At 59.4% G+C, this 26,369-nt stretch carries 22 protein-coding genes and 4 pseudogenes; 13 read left to right on the top strand and 13 right to left on the bottom strand.

The genetic code is table 11. From position 1 onward, the window contains the following. Positions 1-144: 144 nt before the first annotated feature. A complete protein-coding gene (locus P3R82_RS09810) occupies positions 145-1,668 on the bottom strand; it encodes an HWE histidine kinase domain-containing protein (protein ID WP_162718090.1) in 1,524 nt (507 codons plus the stop codon). Positions 1,669-1,914: 246 nt separating this feature from the next. Between P3R82_RS09810 and P3R82_RS09805 the strand changes: the two genes are divergently transcribed. The 3 genes from P3R82_RS09805 (at position 1,915) to P3R82_RS09795 (ending at position 5,081) form a co-directional block, all read left to right on the top strand. Further along, positions 1,915-3,297, top strand: coding sequence for a histidine kinase dimerization/phosphoacceptor domain -containing protein (locus tag P3R82_RS09805; RefSeq protein WP_162718089.1), 1,383 nt, complete (start codon positions 1,915-1,917; stop codon positions 3,295-3,297). Then, positions 3,297-3,692, top strand: coding sequence for a response regulator (locus tag P3R82_RS09800; RefSeq protein ID WP_112436055.1), 396 nt, complete (start codon positions 3,297-3,299; stop codon positions 3,690-3,692). Before P3R82_RS09805 ends, P3R82_RS09800 begins: the two co-directional genes overlap by 1 nt. A gap of 321 nt (positions 3,693-4,013) precedes the next feature. Next, positions 4,014-5,081 (top strand): HWE histidine kinase domain-containing protein, encoded by a 1,068-nt coding sequence (locus P3R82_RS09795; protein ID WP_283193925.1) that lies wholly within the window; start codon positions 4,014-4,016, stop codon positions 5,079-5,081. Between the two features lie 230 nt (positions 5,082-5,311). On the opposite strand, the gene P3R82_RS09790 is transcribed toward P3R82_RS09795, so the two are convergent. Beyond that, entirely contained in the window at positions 5,312-5,617 is a 306-nt protein-coding gene (locus P3R82_RS09790; protein ID WP_112436053.1) for a metalloregulator ArsR/SmtB family transcription factor, read from the bottom strand. 634 nt (positions 5,618-6,251) lie between these two features. After that, positions 6,252-6,614, bottom strand: a pseudogene (locus P3R82_RS09785) (ester cyclase); the annotation flags it as partial. 480 nt (positions 6,615-7,094) lie between these two features. Here P3R82_RS09785 and P3R82_RS09780 point away from each other — a divergent pair. The 3 genes and pseudogenes from P3R82_RS09780 (at position 7,095) to P3R82_RS09770 (ending at position 12,558) form a co-directional block, all read left to right on the top strand. Further along, positions 7,095-7,847, top strand: a complete 753-nt coding sequence (locus P3R82_RS09780; RefSeq protein WP_111563919.1) for an ImuA family protein — start codon at positions 7,095-7,097, stop codon at positions 7,845-7,847. Next, positions 7,768-9,279: a DNA polymerase Y family protein gene (locus P3R82_RS09775; RefSeq protein ID WP_162718088.1), complete on the top strand. Its 1,512-nt coding sequence runs from the start codon at positions 7,768-7,770 to the stop codon at positions 9,277-9,279. Before P3R82_RS09780 ends, P3R82_RS09775 begins: the two co-directional genes overlap by 80 nt. Positions 9,280-9,295: 16 nt before the next feature. Then, positions 9,296-12,558 (top strand): annotated as a pseudogene (locus P3R82_RS09770) (error-prone DNA polymerase). A 291-nt stretch (positions 12,559-12,849) separates the two neighbouring features. Here the strand turns inward: P3R82_RS09770 and P3R82_RS09765 are convergent. The 6 genes and pseudogenes from P3R82_RS09765 to P3R82_RS09740 all read right to left on the bottom strand — a co-directional run bounded on the left by P3R82_RS09765 (position 12,850) and on the right by P3R82_RS09740 (position 15,919). Continuing rightward, on the bottom strand, positions 12,850-13,479 hold the full coding sequence (locus P3R82_RS09765; protein WP_112436051.1) for a hypothetical protein: 630 nt from the start codon (positions 13,477-13,479) through the stop codon (positions 12,850-12,852). 51 nt (positions 13,480-13,530) lie between these two features. Next, positions 13,531-13,923 carry a DUF2177 family protein gene (locus tag P3R82_RS09760; protein ID WP_112436050.1) on the bottom strand — a complete coding sequence of 131 codons (393 nt, stop codon included), beginning with the start codon at positions 13,921-13,923 and terminating at the stop codon, positions 13,531-13,533. Between the two features lie 179 nt (positions 13,924-14,102). Further along, positions 14,103-14,417, bottom strand: coding sequence for an SDR family NAD(P)-dependent oxidoreductase (locus tag P3R82_RS09755; RefSeq protein WP_283193729.1), 315 nt, complete (start codon positions 14,415-14,417; stop codon positions 14,103-14,105). Next, positions 14,410-14,757, bottom strand: a pseudogene (locus P3R82_RS09750) (SDR family NAD(P)-dependent oxidoreductase). The gene P3R82_RS09755 and the pseudogene P3R82_RS09750 overlap by 8 nt, the downstream one beginning before the upstream one ends. A 196-nt stretch (positions 14,758-14,953) precedes the next feature. Continuing rightward, the gene (locus tag P3R82_RS09745) at positions 14,954-15,094 is read right to left on the bottom strand and encodes a hypothetical protein (RefSeq protein ID WP_283193728.1); all 141 of its coding nucleotides are present in this window, start codon (positions 15,092-15,094) and stop codon (positions 14,954-14,956) included. A gap of 150 nt (positions 15,095-15,244) precedes the next feature. Further along, positions 15,245-15,919: an SOS response-associated peptidase gene (locus P3R82_RS09740; RefSeq protein ID WP_112436049.1), complete on the bottom strand. Its 675-nt coding sequence runs from the start codon at positions 15,917-15,919 to the stop codon at positions 15,245-15,247. A 73-nt stretch (positions 15,920-15,992) separates the two neighbouring features. Here P3R82_RS09740 and P3R82_RS09735 point away from each other — a divergent pair, with 73 nt between their 5' ends. The 5 genes and pseudogenes from P3R82_RS09735 to P3R82_RS09715 all read left to right on the top strand — a co-directional run bounded on the left by P3R82_RS09735 (position 15,993) and on the right by P3R82_RS09715 (position 19,830). Further along, a complete protein-coding gene (locus tag P3R82_RS09735) occupies positions 15,993-16,133 on the top strand; it encodes a hypothetical protein (RefSeq protein ID WP_283193945.1) in 141 nt (46 codons plus the stop codon). A gap of 966 nt (positions 16,134-17,099) precedes the next feature. Beyond that, on the top strand, positions 17,100-18,344 hold the full coding sequence (locus P3R82_RS09730; RefSeq protein ID WP_112949252.1) for a DUF2252 family protein: 1,245 nt from the start codon (positions 17,100-17,102) through the stop codon (positions 18,342-18,344). 264 nt (positions 18,345-18,608) lie between these two features. Further along, positions 18,609-18,704 (top strand): annotated as a pseudogene (locus tag P3R82_RS09725) (DUF3606 domain-containing protein); the annotation flags it as partial. A 134-nt stretch (positions 18,705-18,838) separates the two neighbouring features. Continuing rightward, positions 18,839-18,994, top strand: a complete 156-nt coding sequence (locus tag P3R82_RS09720) for a hypothetical protein (protein ID WP_283193727.1) — start codon at positions 18,839-18,841, stop codon at positions 18,992-18,994. 392 nt (positions 18,995-19,386) lie between these two features. Beyond that, positions 19,387-19,830, top strand: coding sequence for a hypothetical protein (locus P3R82_RS09715; protein ID WP_112949253.1), 444 nt, complete (start codon positions 19,387-19,389; stop codon positions 19,828-19,830). 479 nt (positions 19,831-20,309) lie between these two features. Here P3R82_RS09715 and P3R82_RS09710 read toward each other — a convergent pair whose 3' ends face one another. Continuing rightward, a complete protein-coding gene (locus P3R82_RS09710) occupies positions 20,310-20,609 on the bottom strand; it encodes a DUF982 domain-containing protein (RefSeq protein ID WP_113201238.1) in 300 nt (99 codons plus the stop codon). Positions 20,610-21,384: 775 nt separating this feature from the next. Here P3R82_RS09710 and P3R82_RS09705 point away from each other — a divergent pair. Together P3R82_RS09705 and P3R82_RS09700 are read left to right on the top strand one after the other, a co-directional pair. Next, entirely contained in the window at positions 21,385-21,648 is a 264-nt protein-coding gene (locus P3R82_RS09705; RefSeq protein WP_113201233.1) for a hypothetical protein, read from the top strand. Positions 21,649-21,720: 72 nt separating this feature from the next. Next, positions 21,721-22,263, top strand: a complete 543-nt coding sequence (locus tag P3R82_RS09700; protein ID WP_283193726.1) for a DUF1003 domain-containing protein — start codon at positions 21,721-21,723, stop codon at positions 22,261-22,263. A 399-nt stretch (positions 22,264-22,662) separates the two neighbouring features. Here the strand turns inward: P3R82_RS09700 and P3R82_RS09695 are convergent, their stop codons facing one another. Genes P3R82_RS09695 through P3R82_RS09685 form a run of 3 tightly spaced genes read right to left on the bottom strand, consistent with a single transcriptional unit; the run spans position 22,663 to position 26,321 of the window. Continuing rightward, positions 22,663-23,718: a Gfo/Idh/MocA family oxidoreductase gene (locus tag P3R82_RS09695; RefSeq protein ID WP_283193725.1), complete on the bottom strand. Its 1,056-nt coding sequence runs from the start codon at positions 23,716-23,718 to the stop codon at positions 22,663-22,665. Then, positions 23,715-24,704, bottom strand: a complete 990-nt coding sequence (locus P3R82_RS09690; RefSeq protein WP_283193724.1) for a zinc-binding dehydrogenase — start codon at positions 24,702-24,704, stop codon at positions 23,715-23,717. The genes P3R82_RS09695 and P3R82_RS09690 overlap by 4 nt, the downstream gene beginning before the upstream one ends. Positions 24,705-24,719: 15 nt before the next feature. Next, positions 24,720-26,321 (bottom strand): UDP-glucose/GDP-mannose dehydrogenase family protein, encoded by a 1,602-nt coding sequence (locus P3R82_RS09685; RefSeq protein WP_283193723.1) that lies wholly within the window; start codon positions 26,319-26,321, stop codon positions 24,720-24,722. Between the last annotated feature and the right edge of the window lie 48 nt (positions 26,322-26,369).

Below are 26,369 nucleotides of genomic sequence, written 5' to 3'. Positions count from 1 at the left end.
CCCCACCAGGCAGCAATCAGGCTATCGTTTCTGAACATATGTTTCGTTTGGGACTTGGGGAAAACATCTCGCCACAACCATGTCAATGATATCCCGCCGTGAACATGACCTTGGTGTACCGGACATGCGCGATAATTGGCCAGCTCAGCTCTCCAGGGGAAGCCGACCTTCCAAGCTGAAGCGGAAGCCGAGCGGCTCATACTCAAGCTTCACGTCGCCGTTGAAGTATGGTGCGACCATCCGGCGGATCAACTGCGTCCCAAAGCCTGTTTTTTCTGGCACGACGACGGGCGGGCCTCCGGTCTCCGACCATCGAAAACTGAACTCGCCGGTCTCTCGCAAGCTCCACTCGATCTCCACAATGCCGGAATCACCTGAGAGCGCTCCATACTTTGCAGCATTCGTCGCCAGCTCGTGAAGCGCGAGTGACAAACCCATCGCCTGACCAGCATCCAATTTTCGCGGCGGGCCCCTTGTATTGAAACGTCCCACTCCCGAATCGTGTGGCGCTAGCGCATTGGATACGATTTCCGTAATGTCCCCGACGTTGCCTTGCGCTGTTGTCAGGAGGTCCTGTGCCCGTGCCAACGCCACAACTCGCTTCGAGATCGCTTCCTTGGCATCGTCGAGCGTGACAGCGTTTCTCACAGATTGAGATACGATCGCCTGAACGATCGAAAGTGTATTTTTGACCCTGTGAGCCGCCTCGGCCATCATGCCAGCACGGCGGGATTCCTCCGCCTTTATCTCGGTGAGGTCCTTCGTCACCACGCCAAACCCGGCGATCGCACCATCGTCGTCCCGAATTGGAAACATCGTGTACAAAGCCGGCACAAGGTCACCGCTTTCGAAGTGACGCAGACGAATTTCTTGTTCGCAGCTTTCTCCGGCCCTGACGACCGGCACGACCTGTTCCCGAAAGAGAATATGATCATCCGGCGCGATGTAATCCATCACCCTTGGCGGAAGAGGCTCGCCCTGTCGCAGGCCGACCAACTCCCGGGCGGCGTCATTCAAGAACAAGACGTTTCCGTCCGTGTCGGCGATGCCGATGAAGTCCGACGCCTGCCTGACAACGCGCTCGAAATTCGCCTTCGCCCGCTCGGCGCGCACCGCACGTTCAAGTAATTCCCGTTGATTGGCGACGGTTCGTCTCAGTTCAAGCTGGGCCATCGCCTGACGGGCGAGAAAGCGGAGCATTTCCACTTGTTCGGCCGTGAAATCCCGTATCCTGTAATCAAGGACACAGACCGTGCCAATCGGAAACCCATCGGTAGTTTTCATGAGGGCACCGGCGTAGGACCGTATGTGGGGCGCACCGGTTACCAAGGGATTGCAGTCCAGACGGTGATCCGCGGTGGCATCCGGAATGACAAGCACATCTTCCTCGAGCAGCGCGTGACGGCAAAAAGCGGTTTCGAGTGGCGTTGACCGAACACCGAGACCAATCTCCGCTTTGAAAAACTGCCTTGTTGTGTCGACCAGATTGACGACCGCGATCGGTGCGCCGCAAAACCGCGATGCCACCGCGGCAATATCGTCAAAATCCTGTTCGGTGGGCGTATCAAGGACGTTGAATGACCTTAATGCGGCCGATCTTTCGAACTCGTTCCATCCCGCGGGCACGATTTCGAATTCCGGTGAGTGTTCATCGAGCAACTTGGCCATTCCTTTTAATCGGCGGGTCATGCAATCTGCCGCAGCTTGGTGTATCACTGATCAGCCAATGCGTTATCTCAAAACGGCGTTATTTGTTCGTTAGAGAAACGGGTCTAATCCCGGAACCTTGTGAGCAGGACGCAAGTTGGACCGTGACGGGCGCTTGTTGTGCATGGTGATATGCCCTATCTCCTGCATCCGAGCCGTCGGAAAGGAAGTCGCTGTCCTGCCGAGCGACGAACGCAGAGTGCCAGAATGACCGCAGTCCCGAACTTCGCCGCCATTCTTAGTGGCATGCCGCAACCGTATCTCGTTCTCGACGGAAACCTCGCGATCGTAGGTGCAAGCGACAGTTACTTGGCTCTGACCTCCCGCACCCGCGAAGATATAGTCGGCCGCCATATCCTTGAGGCCTTCCCGGAGAACCCGGACGCTCCGGGAACGGTCGAGCAAGGGCCTCTCGAGGTGTCGCTCAAGCATGTGCTCCAGACGCGCAAGGCCCACGAGATGGCGGTCATCCAATATGACATTCCTCGGTTGGGCGGAGGATTTTCCCAAAAATTTTGGATGCCGATCCATACTCCAGTTCTCGACGACACAGGAGCGGTGAGTTTCATCATTCAAAATCCGATGGATGTAACGGAAAGCGTGTTGCGAAATAGGGAGGCGGACGCGAGGCTGAGGGTCGCCCTTCACGCTGCCGACCTGGCCACTTGGGAATACGAACCTGAAACTGACATCTGGAGGCGTAGCCAAATCGTCGACCAAATGTTCGGTTTTGCGGTAGGCGAGGCTGGTCCGGTGGCGGCTCCGTTCTTTGCTCGCATGCACCCGGATGACCTTGTCCAAATCCGGGCGAACCTCGCGGCCGTGGCAGGATCGCCAGATCAAACTGCCTTCGTTTTCGATTATCGGATCGTGCTACCGGACGGCGCGGTGCGGCACATTGCTTCGCGAGGCGAAATACTGCGAACCGCTGGCGGCAAGGTAAGGATGATCGGTGTCCTGATGGACGTGACCCCGGATAGGGTCCGTCAAGCCGAGCTGGAGGAGGCTCTGAAAGCACAGGAACGACTACTCGCTGAACTCAATCATCGGGTTAAGAACAGTCTCCAACTCGTCGTAAGCACCCTTCGATTGCAGGCGCGTCGTCTCCACTTTCCTGTAACGGCCGCCGCGTTTGACGAGGCCATCTCCCGGGTCCGGGCGATAATTTCAGTGCACGAGCGTCTCTACAGGGCGGGAAATGCCCTCAGTGTCGATATGGCTACCCATCTTCACAAACTTTGCCTGGACATTGTAGGCGCGGATCATGAAGGTCGCATGATCGTCGACGCGGAGGAGGTCGAACTGACGCCGGAGAGGGCCATTCCGGTCTCGGTGATCATCAACGAAATTTTGACGGCCGCGCTTTCTCGGGCGGAGACGTTGGACGAATACGAGGTACAGATCATGCGCCGCGGCGATAACGGCCTTGACCTGTCTATCACTGTCAGTGGCGGCAAGAAGCCAATCGTCCTGACGGATTTGAGTAGAAGGCTGATTGGTTCGATGGTGGCTCAGGTCGGTGGGGAATTCGACGATAGTCAGCATGACGATCGCTATCGCGCTGTCCTCACACTCCCAAGGGAGGCTTGATGCTGCTCAGGGTGATGATCGTTGAAGACGAAATGCTTCTGGCCATGGACTTGGAAGACATGCTCCGAGACGCCGGACACACGGTGGTCGGCCAGGCCTCGGATATGCACCAGGCGATCTCCCTCGCCGAGAAGGTTCAAGGCAAAGTCGACGTGGCCATCATGGATGTCAATCTGGCTCGTGGATCGAACGGCATTGTGACAGCAGGTGAACTGCGCCAACGATGGAACATCCCTTCGCTGTTTGTCTCGGGCAATCTGGACGAAGCGACGCGTGAGGTGGCTCGCCAGTGGAACCCGATCGGCTTCGTGGGCAAGCCGTACTCCGAACGAGAGGTCCTCACGTGGCTAAAAATTGTCTCGTCACAGCGGAGCGGAGCCGAGGTCAAAGATTAGGACCTGGGTGTCGACGCGCAGAAAATATTGGGCCTGATTCTGGTGGGGAGGCAACTGGATCAACTTCATGTGTTAGACAAATAGTTGAGTCTTAGACGGCATAAGCAGCGCAAATCTTGAAAACGCCGCGCGTCGGCTTAGCTTACCTATATTAATTAACAAAAACTCCACACTCGATCAGGCCAATGAAAGCTATCGACATTTTCGAGCCAGTTAGCCGGGTCGATGACCTGATCATCACCCAGCGACTGGCTACCGAGACAGGTCGTCCAAGCGACTTCGAGGGGGGAGGCGAGAGTTCTTTCTGAGCTCGCTGAGCTACTGAATAAGTCTCCGCGCGTCGTTCTGCAGAAGCTTTCGGATGCGATCTTGGAATTATGTCGGGCAAAATCGTCTGGAATAACGCTTCTCGAAACGAGCGAAGATGGCGACGTTCTGCGTTGGATCGCGACCTCTGGCGGGTTTGCGCCGATGGTCGGCGGAACGATGCCGGTCGCGGCGAGCCCTTGTGGCACGGTGATCGATCGCGATCAGGCGTTGATGATGAGCGAGCCCGGCCGATTTTATCCCGCGGCCCAAGACTTGAGGCCTTACATAAACGAGATCATCCTTGCGCCTTTCTATGTCAGCGGCCGCCCCATCGGCACGGTGTGGGGGATTTTGCACGAGGACGGCGATAAGTTCGATGCAGAGGACATGCGGCTCCTGAGGAGCCTGTCGAGATCTGCGGGGGCAGCCTACACGCTTGCAGACGCTCTCAAGCAGTCTCACGATCGCGAAAGCGCCCTTGAGGACAAGAACGCTCAGCGGGTGGTGCTCGCTCGAGAGCTTACGCATCGGATGAAAAACCTACTCTCCATCGTTCAGGCCATCACCGCGCAGAGTCTGCGAAACGCGCGCTCTGTAGAGGAAGCCCAAGAAGCCGTCATGGGACGTATATCGGCACTTGGTCGGGCCCAGGACATTCTCACCCAATCCGATTGGGTTGATACCGAGATCGATCAAGTCATCTCTTCGATACTTGACCTCCACGATAGCAGGTCAGGTCGGTTTGACGTGCGCGGTGATCGATCCGTGGTCCTCTCGGATCAGCAGGGCCTGGGGCTGGCTCTGGCACTTCATGAACTTGCCACGAATGCGATCAAGTACGGAGCACTTTCAAATGAGGCCGGACGAGTAACCATAACGTGGCGGGCCTCCGCTGGCGGAGAGTTTTCGCTCGATTGGGTAGAGCACGGCGGACCGCCGGTGGTTGCGCCGACGCGTACCGGATTTGGATCGCGACTTATCGAAAAGATGGTGGCCCCGCACTTTCAAGGGAATGCATCGCTTCATTATCCTCCCGAAGGTGCACGATTTCAGTTGAGCGGCCGATTGGGGAACGAATAGCAGCTTTGGCCCCTTTGAGATTGGGCATCTGGATAGCAACGGAAGGTGCGGGATGGCGTCAGCCGAGCGATATCGATCGGGCCGCTTAAATCCAGATACGAAGTAGCGCTCAAACCCATAAGGGTTTGTGTCAAGCGGCTGTCGACGGGCATCCAAGGCCGCCATGTGGAAGCGTTTGCCCCAAAGCCGGATTGCCGCCGAGAAACGCCTCGTATAAAGTGTAAGTTTCTTCAGCTAGCGATCAATGACCGGACTTCAATGGTCTCGTCGAACAAGTCGCTTAGCATGTCCAATACGGCATAAACCCTGTCGGACTTCACAGAATAATAAACTGCCTGAGCATCACGCCGTGTGGACACCAGGTCCATTGCTCGAAGTTTGGCCAAGTGCTGGGAGAGAGCAGACTGGCTCAGGCCAACAGTCTCGGCGAGCTTGCCGACGCCCATCTCTCCATCTCGTAATGTCGTCAAAACTTGTAAACGGCTTGCGTTCGCCATGACGTTCAGCAAGTCGGCCTTTTCGGTGAAGTAAGTCATTGGGGTTCCTTGTAGGAAAGCCGGACTCAGGTCGCTAATAAAACGTTTCCGAATATTCCTGATTCGGTCAACCGGTGACATCAAAACTCGGTTACCGAGTGGTTTCCTTAATCGCTTGGGTCGCGGAATTGTCACTCTTTTCCGGTCGGCCCAACTTATCCAATGATCGGAGCTCGTTCGTTTAGCCAAACTGCACAAGGCGCTCGTACGGACAGCGTCCAAGCACCCCAAATTCCCCACGGGCTACGACCTTTTCGACCGAGCTATTTGGAAACGAAGTGCCCGATTCAGGTTTTTTTACGTGGACCTTCCCGAGAACGTATTGTACGCCGACAACGCCCTGGCAACGCTTTTTGGCGTCGACCCTGCCGAAGCAGAGCAGGGCCTTCCAATCGAGGTTTATCTCGCGAGGGTGCATCCTCAGGACGCGCCGATCCTGGCAAAGGCGGTCAGTGACAGCATCATAGCACATCGGCCGCAATAGCAGTCGTACCGGGTCTGTAATTCCGAAGGCGTCTATGTGACGGTGATGTGCTTTGGTAGGGGTTTTCGTGATGCGAATGCGAGCCCGTACGATACGTCGGAATTGTGGTACCCGCCGACAGCGAAGATGATCATTGAGTGGCGACCAGGTTCATGTCCTGGACTTGAGGCGGCTTCCACCTGTATGGCGCGGGAGCCCATAATTGGAAAGCTGCTTCTCGATTTCGATCTTGTCGATCACCGACCATACTTCCACGATTTTCGCGTTGGCAAATTTGTAGATCACTTGTTCCGTAAACGAAATCTCTCGCCCGTTCACGGGGAGCCCGACAAAGCTGCCGATCGGTGAAGCTCGAAATTCCAGACGCGCCATCGGTAACGGCGGCTCGCACACGATCTTCGTTGCTTGGAAGTGGAGGTCGGGGACGGTTTTGAAGTCATCGAGCAGCATGTTTCGGTAGCCGGCGAGGCCGAAAGGGCGCTCGTTATGCCGAACATTCTCATCTACAAACTGTCCAAGCTCGTCCTATGCTTGCCGGTTAATTCAAGGTGGATTGCTCAATCGCCAAGGCCGCCTTTTCACCACGAGATAACGGCCATCGGGGTGTGAGGGTAGTGTAGGGTCGCGGTGACGGCATCATGTCGGCTCGCTGTTTTCAATATGTAACTAGAGCGTACGCACATGCTGGCCAGCGCGATGAAGGCCCGGAAGGACTGCTAAACCTTGTCGCCGCGCTTGAGCCAGCTACATTTAGAAGTCGAGCCCAACCTTTTACCCACTTAAAAATATTTTCAACCAGGTCACCGCCTTAGCCGCGTTCGCTACCAAATTGATTCGTTTCGCTAAATTTTCGAATCTCTAATCCACGCCGTAAGATTCCGGTTTCCAAGGCATCTTGACGCCGTCATCGATACGGAACAGAAAGAGAACAACCGAGTTTTCACGGCATGATGTCGTACCTGTCCACCGCGACTTCCAGAGGATTCGTGACCGATGTCGGCTGCCCGCGAGCTAGCCATCGCTGAACTGCGCGAACGCATCTCCTCGATCGAGGGCGGCGTAGCAAAGAAGGCTGGCTGTCTGCCATTTGGTGTCCCGGAGATCGATGCCGTACTCCCGGGCGGCGGCCTGGCATACGGCGCACTGCATGAATTCGCCGGTGGTGGGTCAGGCACCGTCGACGGTGCGGCGGCCGCTCTCTTCGCCGCAGGTGTTGCCGCAAGGACGAAGGGCAAGATCGTCTGGTGCCTGACAAGGCCCGACCTTTTCATGCCAGCGCTGGCGCAGGCAGGCCTCCATCCCGACCGGGTCATCTTCGTCGAGGCCGGCAGGGAGGAGGACGTCCTCGCCAGCATGGAGGAGGCTCTCAGCTACGGTCGCCTCGGCGCGGTCGTCGGCGAGCTCGTCCGCCTGCCAATGGTGTCGTCGCGAAGACTGCAGCTCGCCGCGGAGAAGTCCGGGACACTCGGGATCGTGGTGCGGCGTTGGCGACGGCAGACTGAAGCGAACGACTTCGGACAGCCGACGGCGTCGGTGACGAGGTGGAGGGTGAGCGCGCTGCCATCGGACCCGCTGCCCGTGCCGGGTGTGGGGCGAGCGAAGTGGCTTTTGGAATTGATGAGATCGCGTGCCGGCGAGTGTGCTGAGTTTGAAGTTGGAGCCTGTGATGACAAGGGTCGTCTCGATATTTCTTCCCGATCTTTCGACCGACAGGGTACGGCGGGGCGATCCCTCTATTCAGCCTGAGCAGGCGATCGCCGTTATCGCGCGGTCGGGCTCGAAGCGCTGGGTCGCCGCCGCCGACGCTGCCGCACGCAAGGCCGGATTGCGCGTCGGCATGCCTGCAGCGAAGGCGCAGGCCCTGTTCCAGGGGTTGATGATGGTCGATGCCGACCCGGCCGCCGACGCAGCCGCCCTCGAGCGTATCGCGCTCTGGGCGCTCGGCATCTATTCCCCGATCGTCGCGGTCGATGGCACGGATGGGCTGGTTCTCGACACCGAAGGCGCGGACCACCTCCAAGGTGGCGAGGAGCCGATGCTGACAGGTGTCGCCAATCGCTTCCGCGCGACCGGGCTGACCGCCCGCGTGGCGATTGCCGACACCTGGGGCGCGGCCCATGCTTGCGCTCGCGCGATCACCCGAGAGACTGTGATCGTTCCCCGTGGCGAGATCGTTCGCGCCGTCGAAAAGCTTCCGCTATCTCTTCTTCGGCTTCCCTCAAAGGTCGTCGATGACCTTCGGGTTCTTGGTTTCAAATCCATCGGCGAGCTTGCCAACACTCCGCGCGCCCCACTTGCGCTCCGCTTCGGGCCGGAACTTGGCAGACGCATCGACCAGATGTACGGGCGCACTTCGGAGCCGATCGAGCCCATCCGATCACCCGAATGGATCGAGGTGACCCGACAGTTTGCAGAGCCGATCGGCGCTGCCGAGACGATCAACAAGTACGTCGGGCGGCTTGTCGTGGAACTGGTGGGCGAGCTCCAGCGCAAGGGATTGGGCGTCCGTCGCACCGACCTCATCGTCGAGAAGGTCGATGGAACGCGCCAGGCAATCCGTGCCGGAACGGCCAAGCCTGCACGCGACGTCGCATGGCTCACAAAGCTCTTCAGGGACCGCACTGAGAAGATCGAGCCGGGCTTCGGAATCGAACGCCTTACGCTCGTCGCCGTCATGTCGGAGACGCTTGAGGAGGAGCAGCGCTCGTCGTCGCTGGTCGATGAGGACGACGATGACGTCACGCCGCTGATCGACATCCTCGGCAACCGCGGCAACAGGGTCTATCGGTTAGCTCCTGTCGCGTCCGACGTTCCCGAACGAAGCTTCCATCGCATCGCCGCGGCCGCGGAACCCGTCAACGAAACTTGGGTCCACGATTGGAAGCGGCCCGTGCGACTGCTGGACCGCCCGGACGCTGTCGAGGTCATGGCTTTGATGCCCGACCATCCTCCGGCTTGGTTCTCATGGCGTGGCAAGCGTCGTCGCGTGAGGTGCGCCGACGGCCCCGAGCGCGTATTCGGCGAATGGTGGGTCCGCACCTCCGAGGCCGATGCTGTTCGCGACTACTTCGTCGTTGAGGACGACGCTGGCGAGCGCTTCTGGCTCTACCGCTCAGGCGACGGGGTCGATGCGGGCACGGGCTCGCACAAGTGGTTCATCCACGGAATCTTCGCGTGAAGGGCAGGGACGTGTCATGAGGTACGCGGAACTCCAGGTAACCACGCATTTCTCGTTTCTTCGGGGAGCATCGTCGGCCGACGAACTGTTTACGACGGCCAAGGAACTAGGCATCGATGCCGTCGGGGTAGTCGACCGCAACAGTCTGGCTGGCATCGTTCGGGCGCTGGAGGCCTCGCGCGCTACGGGCGTCCGCCTTGTCGTCGGATGCCGCCTCGACCTGACGGATGGGACGTCACTCCTGGTCTATCCCACCGACCGAGCTTCGTACTCCCGGCTGACTCGCCTTCTGACGCTCGGGAAATCCCGCGGCGGAAAGGGCAACTGCATCCTGAGCTTGGACGATGTCGCGCTCTACGCCGAAGGACTTCTCGCTGTTCTCGTACCCGACCTTCCGGACGAGAGATGCGCAGTCCAGCTTCGCAAGGTCGCCGACCTCTTCCGTGACCGAGCCTACCTTGCGCTCTCCCTCCGGCGTCGCCCAAACGACCAGATGCGGTTACATGAGCTGAGCAATATGGCGACGAAGCACCGGGTCCGCACCGTCGTCACTAACGACGTCCTTTTCCACGAGCCCTCGAGACGCCAGCTCCAGGACGTCGTCACCTGCATCCGGGAGCACACGACCATTGACGACGTCGGTTTCAAGCGCGAGCGCCATGCCGACCGATATCTCAAGCCTCCCGAAGAAATGGCGCGCCTGTTCCCGAGATATAGGGAAGCCCTGGCGAGGACGATGGAAATCGTCGACCGCTGCAAGTTCTCGCTCGAAGAGCTGACCTACCAGTATCCCGAGGAGGCGATCGTTCCCGGCATGACCGCGCAGGAATCCCTCGAACACTATGTGTGGGAATGCGCACCTAATCGCTATCCGGAGGGCTTGCCGCCTGAAGTCTTGAAAACGGTCCGGCACGAGCTCGATCTCATCAAGACGATGAGGTATGCGCCGTATTTCCTGACGGTCTTCTCGATCGTGCGCTACGCGCGTTCGCAGGGAATTCTTTGCCAGGGCAGGGGATCGGCTGCCAATAGCGCGGTCTGCTATATCCTGGGCGTGACGTCCATCGATCCGTCCACGAACGACCTCCTGTTCGAGCGCTTTGTCAGCCAGGAGCGCGATGAGCCGCCGGACATCGACGTCGACTTCGAACACGAGCGCCGTGAAGAAGTCATCCAGTGGATTTACAAGACCTACACGCATCAGAAGGCAGCTCTCTGCGCCACCGTTACCCGCTACCGTGCCAAGGGCGCGATCCGAGACGTCGGCAAAGCTCTCGGCCTGCCTGAGGACGTCATCAAAGCGTTGTCGTCGGGCATGTGGTCGTGGTCGGAGGAAGTCAGCGACAGGAACGTCAAGGAGCTCAACCTCAACCCGAACGACCGTCGCCTGGTCCTGACATTACAGCTCGCCCAGCAGCTCATGGGCGCGCCCCGCCATCTCGGGCAGCATCCGGGCGGCTTCGTGCTGACCCATGACCGCCTGGACGATCTCGTTCCCATAGAGCCGGCGTCAATGAAGGATCGACAGATCGTGGAGTGGGACAAAGATGACATAGAGGCGCTCAAGTTCATGAAGGTCGACATTTTGGCCTTGGGCATGTTGACCTGCATGGCGAAGTCCTTCGATCTAATCCGAGAGCACAAGGACGACGACCTCGATCTCACGAATATCCGCCAGGAAGACGCGGCGACCTATGCGATGATCCGGAAGGCTGACACCCTTGGTACGTTCCAGATCGAGTCTCGCGCGCAGATGGCGATGCTTCCCCGTCTGAAGCCAAGGACCTTTTATGACTTGGTCGTCCAGGTCGCGATCGTGCGGCCGGGACCGATCCAGGGCGACATGGTCCATCCCTATCTCCGCCGCCGCGAGGGCAAGGAGAAGGTAGAATATCCGACACCCGAGCTTGAGGCCGTTCTCGGCAAGACGCTCGGCGTCCCGCTGTTTCAGGAGTCCGCGATGAGGGTCGCCATGGTTTGTGCTGGCTTCACAGGCGGGGAGGCGGACCAGCTGCGCAAAAGTATGGCGACGTTTAAGTTCACGGGCGGAGTGTCACGGTTCAAGGACAAGCTCGTCGGCGGCATGGTGAAGAACGGCTACTCCGCTGAATTCGCGGAGAAGACCTTCTCTCAACTGGAGGGCTTCGGCAGCTACGGATTTCCGGAGAGCCATGCCGCGTCTTTTGCCTTGATCGCCTATGCCAGCAACTTCATTAAGTGCCATCACCCCGACGTCTTCTGCGCGGCCCTGCTGAATAGCCAGCCGATGGGGTTCTACGCGCCCGCGCAGATCGTGAGCGATGCCGCCAAGCATGGCGTGGAAATCCGTCCGGTCTGCGTCAACAATTCCAGGTGGGACTGCACGCTCGAGCGCATCGGTAATACGGACCGCCACGCGGTTCGTCTTGGAATGCGGATGGTGAAGGGCCTCGCCGTCGCCGACGTCGCCCGGATCGTGGCCGCGCGCATGAACAAGGATTTCGAAACCGTCGACGATATGTGGCGGCGGTCTAATGTTCCGACCGAGGCGCTTGTTCAGCTTGCCGAGGCAGACGCGTTCCTGCCGTCGCTCAAGCTCCAGCGACGCGACGCGCTCTGGGCGATCAAGGCACTCCGCGACGAGCCGCTTCCCCTTTCGCGGCCGCCGCCGAGCGCGAAGCGGCCGTCATTCCCGAACAGCAGGAGCCGGAAGTCGAACTTCGACAAATGACCGAAGGGCACAATGTGGTCGAGGACTATGGCCATGTTGGGCTGACGCTTCGTGAGCACCCGATCGCCTTCCTGCGAAAAGACCTCGAGAGGCGAAACATCGTCACCTGCGCGGACGCCATGAACGCGCGTGACAAACGGTGGGTATGCACCGCCGGGCTAGTGCTCGTCCGGCAGAAGCCAGGCAGCGCCAAGGGCGTCATGTTCATCACGATCGAGGACGAAACGGGGCCCGCCAACGTGGTCGTGTGGCCCTCGCTGTTCGAAAAGCGCCGTCGCGTCGTGCTTGGCGCGTCGATGATGGCGATCCACGGCAAAATCCAGCGTGAGGGTGACGTCGTGCACTTGGTCGCCCAGCAGCTCTTCGATCTCAGCGGAGACCTGTCAGGACTTGCGGATCGCGAGATCGACGTGAAGATACCGACAGGCAGGGGAGACGAGTTCGCTCATGGATCGCCGGGAAGTCCTGACTCGAGGGATCGCCCAAGGCCTGTCCCGCAGGCGCGGGATATCTTTGTGCGGGACTTGCACATCGACACCCTCAAGGTGAAAGCAAGGAACTTCCATTGACGGGCGGGATGGCATGGCACTGGCCTTATCGCTCAAGGGAAATCCACTAGCTTGCTCAAGTCTCGGTTTCAAAGAGGATGCCCAAGCAGGGTTCTCGCAAAAAACTGCTTGTTGCATTGGCGATGATTGCCGCCGGCGTCATGGCATTTTTCCTACTCCTCTATCTGACCGGGCACGACCCGGACGAAGTCCATTGACGCTGACCGAATGGGTCATTGGCGGGATTTTGATCGGGCCAGGCTTCGGCTATCTCATCAGATGGCGGCGCGAAAGGGAGAGCCGGCGTCGCGCTCAGCGAAGCAGGCCGTCGATGTCGAATTCGTCCCAACCTCGTAGCTGCGATGCCGCGTCATCTGGCTCCTCTCGCTTTGCTTCCTTCGTCTTGGCACGCGTCTTGAGGGACCTCTTCAACTTCGCCTCGTAAGCCTTCTTCTGACGTTTCTCAGCTTTGGCTTCGGCATCTTCAACGCGCCACTCATCGACAACACCTCGGTCGAGCAAGTCTTCAACAACCTTAGGATCGAAGACGTGGAACGTGATCTGCCGAGCGCGTCCGTTCAATCGGACGGTTCGGGTTCCCGCGCTTGGAAGTCGGCCGTCCGCCAGCCATCGGTGCCTTTCGGTCGGCTTGATCGTTAGAATGTCCTGGATTTCGCGTGGGATTACCGGAAGTGTCTCGGCCTCGGCTACTGTACTCGAGATGATCGACGAGGCGGCGTGGAAAGCGGCCTTCTCGCTGGCCGACAACGCCAATGTTAGCTCAACGCCATCCAATGAGATGGACTTCTTCGAAGCAGCGGGGAGACGAGCCTGAATTTCCTGGAGGATACCCTTGGCGCGCACCGCGGACCCTAAAGTCGCGGACGCTGGCAGCGTCCACCCCCGGATGAGTTCGACGTCGTTCTTCTCTTTTTTGCGCATTCCGAATAGATGGTGTAGGTCTCGTATATCGTCAATGCGGCGTTCAGTCTGCTAGGCCATGCCACGGGCGGCGGCATACCCGCAGGCGCTTGCAACGCTCGTTAGAATGGTCCCCCAGATCATGTCGACAATGCTGAGGCTAGCGGGCCATCCCTTCAACGTCGAAAGGTTGGTCATGTCGTAGGTGCCGTACGCGGCAAGCCCAAGGACTGCACCGTATCCGACCGCGCCCCACACAGAACCTGCCGGCCATACCGCCAGTACCACGATGGCGATCGTAAAGAAGACATAGAAGGCTGCCGCGATACCGAGATTGGGAGAGGGAAGCATGAGGCCGCCGAGCTGCTGGCGGTAGAAATTCTTGGCCACCAGGCCCAGCCACACCGCATCTATGAGGAGGAAAGAAACGAGGGTCGCGATGTACGCAATGCCGAATGCCTTCATGGGTCGTCTCCTGTCCGCGTTTGAGCGGATCAGGAACCGTCACAAGACGAGGTTGTTCCCGGCGCTCCCGCATTTGAGTAAACAGATCGAGTTCCGACCAGTATTGCATGGAGATAGCTCTTCAGAGATTGAGCGCGTCGCAACCACGGGTTCCTTCCAACGCGCGCACTAGTGGCTTGTCACCAGGGCACGACCGTTCCGTCAAAATAGACGTCACCTGTCTGCCCCTCCTCGCCCTGAGTGGCAAGCCGCCCAAGCCCGTTTGCGGCCTCCTCGACCGTCCGATAACCGGAGTGGCCTTTGAAGTCGGTCGCGGTATAGGCGGGATCGGCAGCGTTCACCCTTACCCCTGACCCCGCAAGCTCCTTCGAAAGAGCTGCGGTGACCGCGTTCAATGCGGACTTGGAGCTGTTGTACCCGGGAAAGTTTACGCCGTAGAACTGGCTGTCAGGGTCCGAGAGCCATCCAAGCGAGCCGAGGCCGCCGCTAACCATGATGACGTTCGCGGTGCCCGCGTTCCTCCAGAAGTGGAAGGAAGGCCTGAGTTACCCGGATCGGTCCGAAAACGTTGGTCTCGTGGATATTGCGAACATCGGCGACAGACTGCTCAGAGGGCGCGACCATCTGACCCGAAATCGCGTTGTTGATCAGAACGTCAAGCCTGCCTTTTTCGGCTTAGGCGAGCGCCGCGGCTCGAATGATCGACGCATCGTCGGTGACGTCAATCGAGATCGGCTTAAGGTCAATACCTTCGATGGAGAGCACACAAGCGGCTTCCTCGCCTCGGGCGACATCACGACTTCCCAACCAGATGCGATGGCCCTGCCGGCCCAATTGGCGCGCTGTCTCGAAACCGATCCTTTTGTTTGCACCGGTAATCAGCTCCGTTTCTTTTCCACGTGCTTCTCCTTCAAATCGGGCGACGATCGCCGGAGATAAAAGAAGCTATGCGCTCACATCGGTTTTGCAAGCACCCGAATCACGCCCAAAGTGATCGCCGCGGCGAACAATGGCGGTAGCCCGGCGAGCCTCAGGCCGTCTCCCGGTTCAATATCCGCAAGGTTCTTATCTGGCTCGCCACCGCCAACAACGCTTTCGCACCGGTTTCGTCGGACATTTCATCAATGTGCTCGGCGATGTCGTCGATCACACGCTCGGTGGCTTCATCCATCGGGCAGCCTTTGCAGTCTTGATCAGCAATCCCCTTAGAGGCCCGGAGGCGGCAACGCCCCGTTCCACGAGACCACGTCGCTCACGAGCGCCAGCGGCTGAACGTTGTTCGCCGCCCGGACGAATTCCGCGATCATGTCCGTCGTCACCGTCACAGGGAGTTCTCCTCAGGCAGTGGTTTGCCCTCGAACTTCGACGAGTTCACATCCCGAGAGACTCGATGAAATTCAAGCTGATCGTCCAGGTTATCCTGCAACAGTTCCTTCGCCTTCGGCCCGGATGTCGACGGGTCGAGCCACTCCTCATAGGCTCCCGGGTCCAAAATCACCGGCTGCCGATCGTGAAGCGTCTTCATCGGATCGCCGGCCGGCATTGTTACGATCGTGCAGCTCGTCACGCCGAGCCTGTCGTTGCGGGCCCACAGGCCCGCAAAGGAAAATGGCAGGTCGCCGGGCAGGTGAATGTGCCAAGGGTCCTTTTTCCCGTCTTCCCGATTCAGCGTCCATTCGTAGAACGCCGACGCAGGTATCAGGCAACGCTTGCTTTTAAGCGCCTCACGGAAGGCCGGCGCGGTGTCGACCGTCTCGATCCTGGCATTGAACATCGCCGCTTTCGGCATCTCCTTTGCCCAGAAGGGCACCAGCCACCAGCGGGCCTCCTCGGCGATCTGGCGGCCTTCCGCGTCGTTGTGAACCACCAGAACCTGCTGAGTGGGCGCGATATTGAACCGGGCTGCCGTGTTTCGACCGCGTTCGGAAACCCATGGGAGGTTATAGAGATCGAAAAACGCCGACCATTCATGCTCGAACGTGAACCTACCGCACATGCCGCTTACAATCTCCTTTTCTTCAAGATCGCAAGATTGCGCTCGAGGCCGCGGTTGGCAAGGACCGGAGCATGTGATCGGGGGCAATCTCGACCATTGCAGCGGCGACCTCTTCGGGATGCCAGCCTGCCTCTACGGCGGCTGCGGCGGGTGTCGCAAAAGCGCCGTCGAGAGCTTCCTGACATCGCAGGAAGCGATCGGGGTGCGCAGGTGAGGAAGGTGCGGGTGTCCGGGTCATGACAGCAAAATGTCGCTCGTCATTTGGGCGTCAGTGCCAACCACTGTCCATCTTCGTCCGGATAGGTATCACAAGTGCGGTCGAGGGCTCGATCATGTCCCGAGGTGCCTTGATCGGATTTGCCCGTTTCGAGAAATAGTGAAGGGATGCTTGCGGTAACCCGCGAGGAACGCCTTGACCGGAACGCCGGCGGGCGCGCCAACATGATCGACGGACTCGACGACAGCTGTCCAATGGTGGATCGGGCCGCCGCAACGCCGGCGACCCTTCGAAAAGACAACAGTGTGAGGTCTGACGACCAGGATCACCCGCCCGGCGGGTCTTTTGGTTTCAAGACGCCCCGCATTAAGCCTAACGCTCCATCGACATTTTAAGCGCTCTGGTCGGGTAGCGGAACAATCCGGCGAGCCGTGGATTTACACGCCATGCCGGTCGACCGTCCGCGCTCAGCGGATCGCCTCTCCGGGTTCGTCGGACGGCATCGCAACGGACGGGGAGTGACGCGTGTCCACGTCCATAATGACGACCCGATGACCCAAGGAAGTCGTCGGGCGGTCTCGTCAATGTTTCAGGGATTGCGCGGGCTCACCCCAATCCGGTTATGTTCCGGCGAACGACCCGGACCACCCGCCCGGCGGGTCTTTCGGCTTTCAAGACGCCCCGCATCAGGTCAGGTGCTCCATCGACATTTTAAGTGCCCTGGTCGGGTGGCGGAACAATCCGGCGAGCCATGGATTTACACGCCGTGCCGTCCGACCGTCCGCGCTCAGCGGATTGCCTCTCCGGGTTTGTCGGACGGCATCGCGATCGCATTGGAGTTTTGCTGGCTATCTTGTCCCTCGAGTGGCGCCCGCCACTTTAACCCGCAACGGACGTGCTTCCGATCTTCCCGCAACACTCTTGTCCCCCCTCCAGCCACGCTCCACGGATCCACGGGCCCCCATGAAAACGAATGTTCTCCCCGAAGATCGCCTGCGCATACTACTTGCACATAAGAACCGGAAAATGGCGGCTTCGGCCCACGCCTACGTTCGGGGCAGCACCAAGCGGTTTTACGAATGGCTTGATCGAGCCGATCGGGTCGAGCTTCCGTCCGGGCCACGGCTATGGATCTGCGGCGACTGCCATGTCGGCAATCTCGGCCCCGTGGGGAGCGGAAGTGGAGGGCTCGCCATTCAGATACGCGATCTCGACCAGACGGTGGTTGGAAATCCGGCACACGATCTGGTGCGGCTCGGCCTGTCCCTGGCGATGGCCGCGCGTTCCTCCGATCTTCCGGGCGTTGTCACGGCGCTGATGATCGAAAGAATGGTCGAGGGCTACGCCTCCGCGTTCCGGCCGGACGCCTTCCCAGAAGCCGATGTCGCGAATATTCCGAAGACCGTCGAGCACGCCCTGCGCGCGGCGGCGCGTCGGTCGTGGAGGCATCTGGCTGACGAAAGGATCGAAGGCGAGGCCGTCCTGCCCCTCGGATCTCGCTTCTGGCCAATATCCGAGGAGGAGCGACGAGAGGTCGACAGCTTTTTTGGGCGGGACGACGTTCGTGAACTGGTGACAATCCTACGGCACGGGAAAGATCTTGAGCGGGTCAAGGTCAAGGATGCGGCGTACTGGCGCAAGGGCTGCAGTTCGCTGGGGCGTCTGCGCATGGCGGTTCTTCTCCAGGTCGGTAGGGGCGATGACCGCCGCTATTGTCTAATGGATATCAAGGAAGCGACTTCCGCCGCCGCGCCACATGATCCAGACGCGCCGATGCCCGAGGATCCCGCCGCGCGGGTACGACAGGGTGCAACCGCGCTGTCGCCATATCTAGGATCGAGAATGGTCGTGGGTCATCTTCTTGACCGCCCAGTCTTCGTGCGCGAACTGTTGCCACAGGATCTTAAGCTTGAGATCGAGGAGCTGTCCCGGGACGAAGCCGTGGCCGTGGCGGGTTTTCTCGCGCGCGTTGTCGGCACGGCGCATGCCCGCCAGCTCAACGCCGTGGATCGCGGCCGCTGGCTCGCTGAACTGGAAAGACAGCATGATGTCTCGATCGAGGCGCCGTCCTGGCTTTGGAACGCGGTGGTTGATCTGGTTGCCATCCACGAGGCCGCGTACCTCGAACATTGCCGACGTTTCGCGCTGAGGGCCTCGCGCGGCCGGTCGGATGCGGTCGACGAAGAAGAGCCTGATGGTGCGTCTTAAACCGTTGAGATGCCGCATCAATGAACAAGCGGTCGGGCAATATGGCGGGCGCGGCCTCCACATTGATCTCGATTTACGTCGGGATCGCCGGGGACACATGTGAACGCGCATCCTCCGCTCCGGATCATTGAGGACGACGTCCGAGGGCATACGAGGAAAAGGCACTGGGCTTATTTCCTCTACCCTCGGTCCAACGGCTTCCACTGCTTACCCGGAACCGATTGAACCAATGCAAGTTCCACCGTGATCGAAACGAGGAAAAAAATGGCAACCACATCAAGAGGCCGCGAGCGCGCTCGCGTTATATCGGGCCGGGACCACGACATTAAGGATGAGGCTGATAAGGAAGGCGTCTCCCAAGGAATGAAAGCCATCTCAGACTTCAGCAGGCTTCCCCCCTAGAACGGCGCGCTGTCCTGGAGGGACTGGCGGTTACACTGGCGGATACCGCTGAACTGGCGGCGTCCGAAGGCGAAGACGCGCTCGAGATGGTCATGCGTTCGGTCGGAGCGGCGTTGCGGGAGGCCGCGGGCGATCTAGCCGATACCGACGTTGCTCTCGCCGAGGATGTGGCGGTTCGTGCGATGAGCCTGATCATGACGTTCCATGCGCGCCACCCTCATTTGTCATTAGAGCCGACCTTGCACTAGGGGGCTGTCGAGCCACTGGCCCCCGATCCAACGTCTGACTTGCCGACAAGCTCGTCCAAGCCCACGCTAGAAAGCGAACGCAGTCGACGCCCTTGCGCGAAGGGACGATCGCGCGGAACATCCTCGCCGTGGTCGTTCCATCCTAGGACCCGCCATTCTTTTGGAGATGCAGCTAAGCTATTCATGCGCTCACCCGCGATCCCCGTGGTATTCACACTCAGGATTTGCATGCGGGTGTCCATTCGCGGCGCAAGGACGTGGAGTAACGGGACGTTACAATGACTTGCCTGTCGGCCTTCAGGCTGGCGTGGTGCGGGGCATCGGACGCGGCCCCTTTGCCTTTTGTCGTTCTGCTAGGTATCGTCACACGATAACCTAGCCGCGCCGATTCCATGACTATCCTTTTCAAGACCACAATCTCCGAAAGCGCCGCATTCGAGTTGATCGAGCAGGCGATTACGCCAGGCCGCCCGTGTGACGGCTACTTCAACGCCGTGAGTGACGCCGGAGAGACGACATTGGTCTGGTCGCCCTCGAAGAGCGCGGAGGAGTTTCTAGCCGAGGTAAGGGAAATGCTTCGGCTCACCTGGGACGTCGCCCGCTTCTGGATCATTTACGAACGACGCGACAACGGCAGAGATCCGGAACCGACAGAGGTGCGCAATGCCGCCTTTAATCTTACCCGTGGCTTCAACGGTGTCATTGTCGCCTCACTGAGCATCCTCGGAAAGCGAGATGCCGATCATGATCTGGAGCTGGTCTTTGTCTGCTTCGCCGACGACTTCCAGCGCCGAAACTTCCGTCTCCGGTACGAAGGCAAGGCGATCTCGACCTGACCAAGCTGGCAAATCAGCAAGGAGTGGAGCTAAAGCGAATTTTAGATAATGAGTTCCCGGCTACGACGAGATGGCGTTCCGTTACCTTTTTGCGAGTATCGGTCGTTTCCGAAAAAATGGTCGGCGGACGGATTGTCTATCGCGAACCAAAGCGATCCGGTGTCCAACCCACGTCGCGAGACGCGGGCGGTTGGGGTCGGAAATTACAGCTCGCGGCCAGGGTCAGCCCATGCCGCCATGGGCGATATCGGGAGGCGCTCCGGGCGATACCTGATCCGACGCGGGTCGGCTCCTACCCACAGGAGAGGTCGATACGGATTTCGCGGCGATCGTACGCGCGGGGCTGGCTTAGACGCCTGCCAAGCCGGAAAAGCATGGCATTCGATCGAGAGGGCATGGTATCGCCGCGGAAGATTGAAACGCCGGATCAGAGGCCGGCTTGGAAGGCCGCGAACACTGCCCCCTCGATTGATCTTCTCCTAGGGACTCAGCCGGCCACCGCCGGTCGGGGTCTTGATCATCCACGGCTCGACGGCCGGTTGCTTCATCAAGATCCCCTTCTTGTGCCCAAAGGCTCGCACCGCGTCCCGTGCCACCTCGAATGGCGTGTGGCCATCGTGGGCCATGTAGCAGGCTTTAAGTGTCACCTCGTGCACGAGGTCTCGGTCCTTTTGGGGCCAGCCTTCGAGACAATCGATGGCGTCCGCCAGAGAGTTAATTTCCCGAACCAGGCCTTCCCGTTCCTTCAGATAGACGGGACGAGTAAAGTTCGCGTTCATCGCTACCTCACTGAAAACGTTGGTCTTCATCAAGTTGGCGGCTGGAAACCAGCGCCTTCCGCAGATTTATTTTCTCCCTTTTTCCATTTCAATACATGCCGAGGAAAAATTGTAGCGGGGCTAAACCGTGCCACTTGAAAAGGCTTTTCCCCTCAGGTCCCATCGTGGATCTAGCTCCCGATTTTTGAATCGTTAAGCGAAAATTCCGCCCGTGGTTTGCGAGCTCGCGATTGTCACACGGAGGAGGAAGGCGCGTCCATCCGCTGGATGGCACAACTTCACGCCGGTGATTAACCACCACGGATCCGGCCATTCCGCATTCTCCCATGCCGCGAATTCCGCCAGCGAGACTAGTTCCTTCCCGCCATATTCAATTGCATGGAGTACAAACGGCCATACATCGGATCAAGGCTTGAAGGCACCCGCGCGCAGCCCGTCTTCCGTTGGTCCTTCGTTCAAGAACAGACCATCCCCTCGGCTGTCGATCAATGTCGAATGCTTCACGCTGAGATGGATCAAGCCGCCGCCACGGACTAGGGATGCGCTCCGCCTGGGCGCCAAAATCCTCACGCGGCGCATCGTCGATGACGATCCCTCCCGTTCCTCAGCCATGCGGCCAAAACCCAGTTCGGGAACTGGGCCCTCGCCAACGATTTGGAAGCCCGCGACCTCAATGCGATCACGAAATGGTTGGCGTCTAGCCCATGAGCACTGGAACTTCGGTTCACCGTCAAGGTTATGAAGGAAATCAGGTGATGACACGAAGGATATAGCGATGAGCAGCTCCGAAACGACAACGGATCATCATATCATTCAGGAGTGGGTGGAGGCGCGTGATGGTCGGCCGTCGGTCATCCGCACGAAAGGGAAGGGCGGCGTTCTCCGGATCGATTTCGGACAGCCGGAGGACGACTTTGAGGAAATCGGCTGGGACGAGTTCTTCAAGATTTTCGACGAGAACAAACTCGCTTTCCTCTATCAAGGCGAAACAAAGGATGGCGAGACGAGCCGCTTCAACAAGTTCGTCGAACGGCAATGAGCGTCCTTGTCACTCTGACGCATCGCCGTGAGACCTCGAACGGCGACGCGGCATCATGTGGGCAACCTCACCATGGATTTTGAAAGTCCAACAACAGCGGCTGCCGGAGGCCTCACTCCGGCGCTCGCTCGCAATATCGAGGCGATCATGCGGCGTCGCCGTGACGCCAAGGATGCGGCCGGCGCGCAAGAGCGTGCGGCCGCCGCCATTAGTCGCTTCGCCGGATCCATGGCCTTCGTCTACATTCACCTCGCCGCGTATGGCTCATGGATCTTGGCGAATACCGGACTTGTCCCCGCGCTGCCCGCGTGGGACCCCTCGCTTGTCATACTGGCGATGGCGGCATCCGTGGAAGCCATCTTCCTTTCAACCTTCGTGCTGATCAATCAAAACAGAATGGCCGCCGAGGATGACTTACGGGCTGATCTCGATCTGCAGGTCAGCTTGCTGAATGAGCACGAGACGACGCGCCTCATCGCAATGGTGGAGGCCATTGCCAGAAAACTTGAAGTCTCGACCGATGCGGACGATGAAGTCAAGGAACTCAAGCAAGACGTGGCACCTGAAGCAGTGCTTGATCGCCTTGAAGCCAGCGACGCCAGGGAAGAAGAATAAATGCTCGCGACGCGCTGGAGCTGGTGTTGCGCGAGCATGGCTGGGCCCATGCGCGGCTTAGATCGACGTGGGCCGCGGAGTTTTCGCTAAAGCCTGATCTCGCGGCGCGGAAAGGTGACGGAGCTCCATACGGATCAAGGCGACCGCTCGGTTCCCGATGCCCGGGATCCTTAGCAACTGTTCATCGGACAATGTGCAAATGAGGCTCATCCGCTTGATGCCGTGTTGTCGCAGCGCCGTGATGACCCATTGCGGCAAATTACTCCTGATCACTAGATCCGACGCGGTTTTCGTCCGCTCCCACTCAAATCGTCGCCTCGGCATTTTCAGCCCCTATTCGTTTGCTGTAGAACCAGGGCTGCGAGCCTTGGTTCCGCGCGGCCGGGGAGCTTATACGATTTATTGACGCGATGGCGACCAGTCGCAGCTTTCGCTCCGATAGATCAGGTCGATAGCCTCCGAGACGTCAACGAGCTTTTCCGCGGCCGGGTCGAACCGGCCGCCGCCGCTCAACGTCGCGGCCCATGCGATCGCCGCTCTCCCGCCCCATTCATCCGGTGGATCAACCAGCCTGCGTCGATGCGTTCCGTGAAACTGGTCCGCGTGAAAGTCATGGAAAGATCCATCGACATTGCGCATCGCCGCACCGCCATCGGTCCCGTAAAAGCTGGCGTCGATGACGCAGTCGCGGCCGGCGTTCAGGCCCCAGGAGCATGCCAGGCGGACCACGGTGCCGTTTGCCAAATGCAGCGTCGCGACGGCATAATCCTCGACATCCTCCTGTGTTCGCGGAACCGGGCTCCCTTTAAACAAAAGCTTGCTCGACACCTCGACAATCTTCGGGAAATCGAGAGCCCAAAGCGCGAGATCGATCAGGTGGACGCCAAGATCGATCACGCATCCTCCTCCTGAGTGGGATCGTTGGTAAAACCATGGTTTATCGGGTCCGTAGGCATTGTGGAATGTCAGGTCAATGGCCATGACGTCGCCAAGTTCGCCCGATTGAAGCAGCTGCTTGATATGCCGCATCGCCTCGGTGTGACGGTAAGAGAGGTCGACGCCAAGAAGGCGGTCGGCGCCCTTCGCCGCGTCGATGACCGCCCGCACCTCGTTCGCTGTGCGTCCGAGCGGCTTCTGGCAAAACACCGCGAGCCCCGCATGCAAGGCTCGTATGGATTGCTCCGCGTGTTGGGCACTCGGCGTGGCGATGACGACGCCATCGAGCTCCTCTGATAGAAGCTCATCGTACGTCCCAACGATCTTCGCGTTCGGTGCCGACACAGAGGCGGCCGCCACCATCTCGGCGGAGGGCTCGGCGATCACCGCGGCTTCGACGTTACCTGTCGCGAGCATCGCCTCCATGCGATTGCGACCGATCCACCCGACCCCAAGAAAGCCCAAACGCGCGGGCCTGGTGGACGTGCGAAACGCTTCCCGTGGCGCGACACCGCTCATGAGTTGATCACCAAGGCCTTGATGAAGTTCCCTGGGCGATCGCGCGTGTCATTGAGAGCCTGGTCGAGCTGCTCCAGGGGATAACGATGGGTGTACAGCGACGACGGATCGAGCCCGCCTTCACAGACTGCCTTGACCGCCTCCCGCATTCCCTGAATGTAGATGGCGGGATCTCGCTCGTGAGCATTCACAACGTCTAGCCCGCGCCAATTCCACAGCTGCATGTTGACCTGTCTTGGACCATCCTGATGGTAGCCGGCGATCACGAGACGCCCACGCTCCCTTGTCAGTTCAGCAGCAAGATCGACGGGCCACTGCTTGCCGACGGCCTCTATGACGCAGTCACAAAAATGTCCATCGGTAAGGGCCTTCACATTCTCAATGATGCGCCAATGATCATCCATGGCGATGGTTTCGCACGCGCCCATACGCCTTGCCGCGTCAAGCGCCTCTTCACGACGCGATATGGCGATCACTCGAGCACCAGCGTGCACGGCAAGTTGTGTCAGAAGGGCCCCAAGAAAACCTATCCCGACGATAGCGACAGTCTGGCCGGCGCGGATTTCCGAGCGCTTGAATATATTCATGGCGCAGCCGAGGGGTTCGCCTGGAAAGGGTTTGCCATCCAATGCCGCGGGCAATGGTACGACCATCTCCACCGGAGCGAAATCGTGACTTGCATAGGCATGGTAGGAGAGGGCCGCGACGCGGTCGCCCGCCTTTAGATGATCCACGCCTGGTCCCACCGCGTCGATGCGGCCCCAGCCTTCATGTCCAAGACCGCCAGGTTCCGTTGGAAACCGCATCCAGTCGGGTCCTGCCCAGGGTGTGAGGTTCGATGCACAAACACCACACCCCTCAAGCATGATCCGTATTTCGCCTTCACCCGGCTCGCGAAGCGAGGACTGGGTGATCTCAACTTTACCCGCGGCCGGAACGACCGCGGCCCTGAGCTTCGCTGTTCTCGGATAATTCATCGCGTCCATCGTGTCCTCCAAAGTTCAAAGCGGTGATGCCGCCACATCGGCCCATGACGGACTTGCACCCGCGACCTTCGTCCGTTGGCGGCTGTTGGACGGAACAGCAAGCGGACGTCCAAGACTATGGTAGAAGAGGCCGTGACGCGTCGCGCTCTCGGCGTCCAGGATATTGCGGAAGTCAAAAAGATGTCTGCCGGCCATGAGGGCGCTAAGCCTTTTTAGGTCGAGCTCGCGATACTCATCCCATTCCGTCATGATTGCCACGGCGTCAGCTCCACGAGCCGCCGAGTATGGGTCATCATGCCATATCATGCCGGGGCCCAGGATGGTCTCGGCTTGAGGCCGCGCCTTCGGATCATGGCCAGACACTTCGACACCTGCCCTCATCAGTGCTTCGATAACCGTCAGGGCCGCGGATTCGCGCACGTCATCGGTGCGCGCCTTGAAAGCCACGCCGAGTACCGCGACACGCGCGGCTTCCTTGCCCGAGATAGCGGTGAGGATCCGGTCCGACAGCATTGCCTTGCGTTCCTCGTTTGCCGTGATGAGCCGCTCGATCAGGGGCTGCGGCGATCTGAAGCGCCTGCCGGTGGCGGCAAAAGCGCGTGTGTCCTTTGGAAAACATGATCCCCCGAAGCCTGGTCCGGGCTGCAGGAAATTCTCGCCGATGCGCCGATCTGTCCCGATCCCACGTGCAACCGCGGCGACGTCCCCACCCGTATTCTCGCAAATATTGGCGACGTCATTGATGAAGCCGATCTTCAAGGCGAGGAAGGCATTGGCGGCGTACTTGATCAGTTCGGCATCGGTCGTGGTGGTGCTGATAAAGGGGACGCCTCGTTCGATCAACGGACGATAGAGCTCGCGCATCGCCGCGGCTGTGCCGGGTTCATCGGCACCCACGACGATGCGGTCGGCCCGCATGAAGTCGCTTATCGCCGAGCCTTCACGCAGAAACTCCGGGTTGGAGGCAACCCGCGTCGAACGACCGCCCCCGTGCTTCTTTAGGATTTCTCCAACGGCCCTCGCGGTTCCGGCCACGACCGTTGATTTGACCACGACGATGGCGTTATCCGCTATCGCTTGGCCGATATCGCGGGCAGCGGCTTCAACGAAGGAGAGGTCTATGTCGCCGTCTGGCCTTGAAGGGGTTCCGACAGCGATGAACACAAAATCCGCTGACGCCACTTCAGCTCCGAGATCGGATGAAAAGCGGAGCCTGCCAGCGGCTCTCGTCTGGGCGATCAAATCGCTCAGCCCGGGCTCGAAAATAGGGACTTCGCCTCGCGTCAGATCGCGGATGCGTTCCGCGTTCAGATCCACGCAGCAAACGTCACAGCCCAGCGACGCAAAACACGTACCCGTCGTCAGGCCGACGTAGCCCGCGCCGATCATCACTACTTTCATGGAAAACTCTCCGATCCAGGATGATTGTCGGAAGGCGAACTTCAAACAGCTGAAAGAGTTCCTGATGATGTTGAGGAAGACAATGTTCAAGATGATGGTCTGCTCGCGCAAACGTCCGCGCGCCAAACCTTCATCTCCCGCGTGGCTCAACGCGACCAGGGATGCGCCTGTCGGCCGGACGATCTCATTGATGAAGTCAATGAAGTTATCAATCATGTCATAGAACAGGAACTTTCGGAGATTGCCTAAGTTCGCCTCTCATCG

The organism is Rhizobium sp. AN80A, assembly GCF_030053015.1.
GTDB lineage: Bacteria > Pseudomonadota > Alphaproteobacteria > Rhizobiales > Rhizobiaceae > Rhizobium > Rhizobium metallidurans.
The sequence above is the reverse complement of the archived record's forward strand: the minus strand, read 5'-3'. Positions and strand labels throughout refer to the sequence as shown.